The 5,954-nt window shown below is 75.4% G+C and carries 5 protein-coding genes; 3 read left to right on the top strand and 2 right to left on the bottom strand.

What is annotated here, in order from left to right:
* Nucleotides 1–141 precede the first annotated feature (141 nt).
* Nucleotides 142–1,947, bottom strand: coding sequence for a beta-galactosidase family protein (locus ACFVU9_RS44345; protein ID WP_387603574.1), 1,806 nt, complete (start codon nt 1,945–1,947; stop codon nt 142–144).
* Nucleotides 1,948–2,001: 54 nt separating this feature from the next.
* On the opposite strand from ACFVU9_RS44345, the gene ACFVU9_RS44340 reads away from it, so the two are divergent.
* The 3 genes from ACFVU9_RS44340 to ACFVU9_RS44330 all read left to right on the top strand — a co-directional run bounded on the left by ACFVU9_RS44340 (nt 2,002) and on the right by ACFVU9_RS44330 (nt 5,613).
* Nucleotides 2,002–3,594 carry a PTS transporter subunit EIIC gene (locus ACFVU9_RS44340; protein ID WP_387603571.1) on the top strand — a complete coding sequence of 531 codons (1,593 nt, stop codon included), beginning with the start codon at nt 2,002–2,004 and terminating at the stop codon, nt 3,592–3,594.
* Between the two features lie 41 nt (nt 3,595–3,635).
* On the top strand, nt 3,636–4,628 hold the full coding sequence (locus ACFVU9_RS44335) for an aldo/keto reductase (protein ID WP_380502338.1): 993 nt from the start codon (nt 3,636–3,638) through the stop codon (nt 4,626–4,628).
* Between the two features lie 208 nt (nt 4,629–4,836).
* Complete coding sequence (locus ACFVU9_RS44330) at nt 4,837–5,613, top strand: PE-PPE domain-containing protein (protein WP_380502340.1); 777 nt, start codon at nt 4,837–4,839, stop codon at nt 5,611–5,613.
* Between the two features lie 148 nt (nt 5,614–5,761).
* Here ACFVU9_RS44330 and ACFVU9_RS44325 read toward each other — a convergent pair.
* A partial coding sequence (locus ACFVU9_RS44325) for a hypothetical protein (RefSeq protein WP_387603568.1) occupies nt 5,762–5,954 on the bottom strand: 193 nt, incomplete at its 5' end.

Genomic DNA, 5,954 nt, shown 5'->3' with positions numbered 1-5,954 from the left:
GTCGAGCACGGTCGCGGCGTGGTCCTCCATCGGCGCGCCCACGTGGCGGGGGGGCGCGGGGGGGGGGCGGGGGGCGCGCCCCCGGGCGGGCCGCGCGCCCGGCCGGCCCCCCGCCCCCCCCCGCCTCCCGCGCCTGTGCGGTCAGTACTCGCTGCTCGGGGCCTGGGCGGTGGGGCCGAGGTCGGGGTGGTCGCGGACTTCGAGGGCTTCGCCGTGGCGGTCGAGTTCGAGGACGAGGAGTTCGTTGCGGCCCGGGCGCCACAGCGGGGCCGGGGCGTAGAGGGTGCGCTGGGGGCCCTCGGCGGTGTGGCGGCCCAGCAGGAAGCCGTTGAGCCACAGCAGGCCGCGGCCCCAGCCGGGCAGGGCGACGAAGGCGTCGGCGGGGGCGTCGACGTCGGTCTCGAAGCGGTGGAACGCGGGGTCGCCGTCGGTGAGCGCCACCGCCCCCGGCTCCTCCAGGCGGAGGGCGGCGAGGTCGTCCAGCGGCAGCGGCCGGATCTCCCACTCGAAGAGCAGCTGGCCGTCGTGCGCGACGCCCCGCGTGATGCCCTTGCGGTCGTCCATGTTGGGGCCGTAGTTCACCCGCCCCAGGGCCTCGACCAGGATGTCGAGGACGGCGCCGCCGGGCCCGGTGGCCAGGGGCAGCGTCGCCCGGGGGCTGTTGCGGTCCAGGACGCCGAGCGGGCGCCCGTCGGCGAAGACGTGGGCGCGGTCGGCGAGTCCGTCGATGCGCAGCGGCAGTTCGGGGCGCGGTCCGGGCACGCGGGTGCGGTAGTGGACGAGGCCGCGGGCCTGGCCGAGGCGTTCCATCGGTTCGGGGCAGGCCCGCCGTACCGGCGCCGACAGCGAGTCCAGGGCCGTGAGGAGCCGGGCCCGGCCCGTGGCCCGTTCCAGGCGGCGCGGGGCCAGGCGCGGTGGCGGGGCGGGCAGTTCGCCCTCCGGCAGGGGCACGTAGCGGCCGATGACCTCCCGCAGCGCGTGGAACTTCTCGGTGAGCTCGCCCGCCTCGCCGATCGGCGCGTCGTAGTCGTAGCTGGTGGAGGTGGGCTCGAACCCGGCGTCGCAGGGGTGGGCGCCGCTGTGGTTGGCGCCCGCCCACAGGCCGAAGTTGGTGCCGCCGTGGGCCATGTAGAGGTTGACGGAGGCACCGGTGGCGAGGAGTTCGTCGAGGGAGGCGGCGCTCTCCTTGGGGTCGCGCACGTGGTGCGGCTCGCCGAGGCGGTCGAACCAGCCGATCCAGAACTCCATCGCCGTCAGCGGCCCGGGCAGGGCGGACGCCTGGTGGCGGCGCAGCGCGGCGAGGCGTTCGGGCGCGCGGGAGCCGAAGGTCGCGGTGGCGAGGTGGCCGGGGATGGTGCCGCCCTGCTGCATGGTGTCGTGGGCGCCGTCGGCGGTGAACAGCAGGCAGTCCACGCCGCGGCGCACCAGGCCGTCGCGCAGGTGGCGCAGGTAGGCGCAGTCGCGCCCGTAGCTGCCGTACTCGTTCTCCACCTGCACCGCGACCACCGGCCCGCCCCGGCTCGCCAGCAGCGGCAGGATCTCGGGCACGACGGCGTCGAACCAGCCGTCTACCTCCGCGAGGTAGGCGGGCTCCGAGCAGCGCAGCCGCAGGCCGTCGACGGCGAGCAGGCGGGCGGGCAGGCCGCCGAAGTCCCATTCGGCGCAGATGTACGGGCCGGGGCGCAGGATCACGTCCAGGCCCAGGGCCTGCGCGGCGCGGGCGAACCGGGCGACGTCCCGCCAGCCGGTGAAGTCCACCTCGCCGGTGGGGAGTTCGTGGAAGTTCCAGGGGACGTAGGTGTCGACGGTGTTGACGCCCAGCGCCCGCAGCCGGCGCAGCCGGTCCTCCCACTGGTCGGGGTGGACGCGGAAGTAGTGCAGGGCGCCGGAGACGATGCGGTGCGGCGCGCCGTCGCGCAGGAATCCGGAGGCGTCGAAGTCGAGCATGCGGGGGCCTTTCGCAGGGAACGGGCGGCCGGGTGGGTACGGACGATGGTCGGTATGCCCAGGCCGCGCGCGGGCAATCAGATCTTCATGACGGACACGCACACCGGCACCGCCCGTGACCTCCTCGCCCTCGTCGGCGGGGCCGCCAACGTCACCTCCACCGCCCACTGCATCAGCCGCCTGCGCCTGGGCCTGGCCGACCCGGGCCTCGCGCGCACCCAGCGGATCAAGGACCACCCGGCGGTGCTCGGGGTCGTCGTGGACGGCACCTACCAGATCGTCCTGGGACCGGCGGCCGTCGACCGCGTCGCGCAGGCGTTCGAGCAGCTCGTGGCCACCGCCGCCCCAGCAGCGGACGCCGACGTCCCAGCAGCGGCCACCGCCGCCCCGGCGGCGGACGCCGACGCCCTCGCCGCCAGGGGAGCAGCCCTCAAGGACGACCGCACACGCCGCAACGCCACCCCCGGCAAACTGCTCCTGCGCCGCATCGCCGACATCTTCGTCCCCCTCATCCCCGCCCTCATCGCCTGCGGCGTCATCGCCGGCCTCGGCGCCACCCTCAACTCCCTCGCCCTGTCCACCCACACCGCCGCCCTGACCGGCATCGTCCCCGTCACCACCGCGCTCTCCCAGGGCTTCATGTCCCTGATCGCCGTCTTCGTCGGCTACAACACCGCCAAGGAGTTCGGCGGCACCCCCGTCCTCGGCGGCGCGGTCGCCGGCATCGTCGTCTACCCGGGCGTCGCCGCCATCACCCACACCCCCTTCGGCCACCTCAAGCCCGGCCAGGGCGGCGTCCTCGGGGCCCTCGCCGCCGCCGCCCTGTGCGCCGCGCTCGAACGCTGGGCCCGCCGATGGGTGCCCGACGCCCTGCAGATGCTGCTCGTGCCCACCACCGCCCTCGCCCTGTCCGGCCTGACCGCCCTGCTCCTCCTGATGCCGCTCGCCGGCCTCCTCGCCGACGGCATCGGCAACGGCGCCACCTGGCTCCTCGCCCACGCCGGTGCCGGCGCCGGGGTCCTCCTCGGCGGCACCTTCGGCACCCTCGTCATGTTCGGCCTCCACCAGGCCCTCATCCCCATCCACACCACCCTCATCGAGCACCAGGGCTACAGCGCGCTCTACCCCATCCTCGCCATGGCCGGCGGCGGCCAGGCCGGCGCCGCCGTCGCCGTCTACCTGCGCGCCCGCCACAACCCCTCGCTGCGCCGGGTCATCAGGTCCGCGCTGCCCACGTGCGTCCTGGGGGTCGCCGAGCCCGTCATCTACGGCGTCACGCTGCCGCTGGTGCGGCCCTTCGTCACCGCCGGGATCGGGGCCGCGGTCGGCGGCGCCGTCGTCGGCACGTTCGCCCAGCTCGGCCTGACCACCGGCTCCACCGCGATCGGCCCCTCCGGCCTCGTCCTGCTGCCCCTGCTCGACGGCAGCCACGGCATCGGCCCCGCCGTCCTCGTCTACACCGGCGGCTGGCTCACCGCCGCGCTCGCCGCCTGCGCCGCCACCTACGCCTTCGGCTTCACCCCGGCGATGCTCACCGCCCTCAACGCCCCGGCGGACGGGGCAGGCGGGCCAGGCGGGACGGGCGGGGCAGGCGGGCCGGGCGGGCCAGGCGGGACGGGCGGGGCAGGCGGGGCCCCGGCCGGATAGGGTCCGTGACGACGACCGGACGATCTTCGAGGAGTACCGCCATGAGTGCCGCCGTGCCCACCCCGCCCGCCGGTGCGCCGGTCACCAGGTTCGGCCTGGGCACCGCCGCCGTCGGCCGCCCGGGGTACATCAACCTCGGGCGCGACGCCGACCTGCCCGCCGGGCGCAGCGTCGAGGCGCTGCGCCGGCGCACCCACGAGCTGCTGGACGCCGCGTACGCCGCCGGGGTGCGGTACGTCGACACGGCCCGCTCCTACGGGCGCGCCGAGGAGTTCGTCGCGCAGTGGCTGGCCGAGCACCCCCGGGAGGCGGCCGACACGGTGGTGGGCAGCAAGTGGGGCTACACCTACACGGCGGGCTGGCGCACTTCCGGGGTGGCCGCGCACGAGGTCAAGGAGCACTCGACGGCGGTGTTCGACCGTCAGGTCAAGGAGACCAGGGCCCTGCTCGGGCGCCACCCGGACGTCTACCTCGTCCACTCCGTCACTCCCGACAGCCCCGCCCTCACCGACCCCGCCCTGCACGGGCGCCTGGCCGGACTCGCCGCCGACGGCGTGCGGGTGGGCCTGTCCACCAGCGGCCCGGACCAGGCCGCCGCGATCCGCGCGGCCCTCGCCGTGACGGTCGACGGGCAGCCGCTGTTCGCCGCCGTCCAGTCCACCTGGAACCTGCTGGAGACCTCCGCCGCCCCCGCCCTGGCCGAGGCCCACGACGCCGGCTGGCTCGTGGTCGTCAAGGAGGCGATGGCCAACGGCCGCCTCGCCGACCGCAACGCCACCGGCCCCGACACCGCCGCGCTGCGCGCCCTCGCCGCCCGCACCGGCGCCACCTGCGACGCCCTGGCCCTGGCCGCGGCGGCCGCCCAGCCCTGGGCCGGCCTCGTCCTGTCCGGCGCCGCCACCCCAGCCCAGCTCGCCTCCAACCTCACCGCCGTCGCCCACCCCCTCACCCCGGACGACCTCGCGGCCCTCGCACCGCTGGCGGGGCCGGCGGGGGAGTACTGGCGGGCGCGCGCGGGGCTGGCGTGGTCGTGAGGTCCCGAGCGGTCGGGGCCGACCGGCTCCCCCGATGTCCGCACCCGCTATGACGGCGTCAAAAAACAGCCCCTGACCAGGCATTCCAGGCACCGGCCAGATATGGCCGGTGCCCGTCCTGGTTCCCCGCGGCGCCCGGACAACACGATGGCCACAGGTCGCCGCACCCGACGCGGCGCCCCACCCGACCAGAGGGAGCTGACCCCACATGACCATGCGTGCCAGCCTCGCCCGCCGCCTCAAGGCCGTCCTCGCGACGACGGCGCTCGCGCTCACCGGCGCCGCCGTCGTGCCCACCGCCGCGCACGCCGACACCGCGCAGCCGCACCACTACTACATCGAGCTCGGCGGCACCGGGACGGCCCTGGCGGCACCCCGCTGCACGTACACCTTCGACCTCGCCAACCAGCACCTGCCGGCCGGCAGCACCGCGATCCCGGTCTGCTACCCGGCCAGCGGCGGCCCGTTCATCGGCGGCCAGAACCAGCTGCCGGCCCCGTTCGAGCCGAGCTTCGGCGACAGCGTCAACGCGGGCTACTGGAACGCCAAGGCGGCCCTGGAGAAGGCCTACAAGGCCGACCCCACCGCCCGCTTCACCATCGCCGGCTACTCGCAGGGCGCCTGGGTCGGCGACCTGCTGCTCCAGACCATCGCCAACAACGGCACCGCCGTGCCCCGCGAGCAGGTCGACGGCATGCTCTACGCCGACCCGATGCAGCCCGGCACCGGCTTCTGGCACCTCGTCCCGCAGGGCACCCTGATCCCGTTCGTGGCGTACTCCCCGGGCACCGGCCCGGAGAACTTCCCCGGCGGCATGCCGGTCCAGCGCTTCTGCATCAAGACCGACGGCGTCTGCGACGCGACGTCCCTGGACTCCTTCAGCGGCTTCCTCGCGCAGCACCCGCGCTACCCCGGGAGCATCATCGTCGACACCCTCGCCAACACCGGCGGCAACGGCACCAAGTGGTACCCGGCCGGCGCCTGACCGGATAACGGGGGCGGAGAGCCACGGGGGAACAACGGGGGAGACGGGGGAGCAACGGGGGAGCAACGGGGGAAAACCGGCGCCGCGGTCCGTGGGGGGACCGCGGCGCCACACCCGTCCCTCCTCCTCCCCCCCCGAGGGCGGTGCGTCAGAACAGCTCCAGCCGCGCGTGCGTCGCATCGGCGAAGACCTCCAGCAACACCCGGCCCACCGGATGCTCCTCCGACAGGAAGGCGCTGCGCCGCGCGGGTCTGTACGGTCTTCGGTGTAACTCCCGATCAAGGAAGAACACCTGATGAGCGACGTGATCGTCTCTGCTGAGGCGGTTGAGGAAGTCCGGC

Source organism: Kitasatospora sp. NPDC057936 (assembly GCF_042887525.1).
Taxonomy (GTDB): Bacteria; Actinomycetota; Actinomycetes; order Streptomycetales; family Streptomycetaceae; genus Kitasatospora.
The sequence above is the reverse complement of the archived record's forward strand: the minus strand, read 5'-3'. Positions and strand labels throughout refer to the sequence as shown.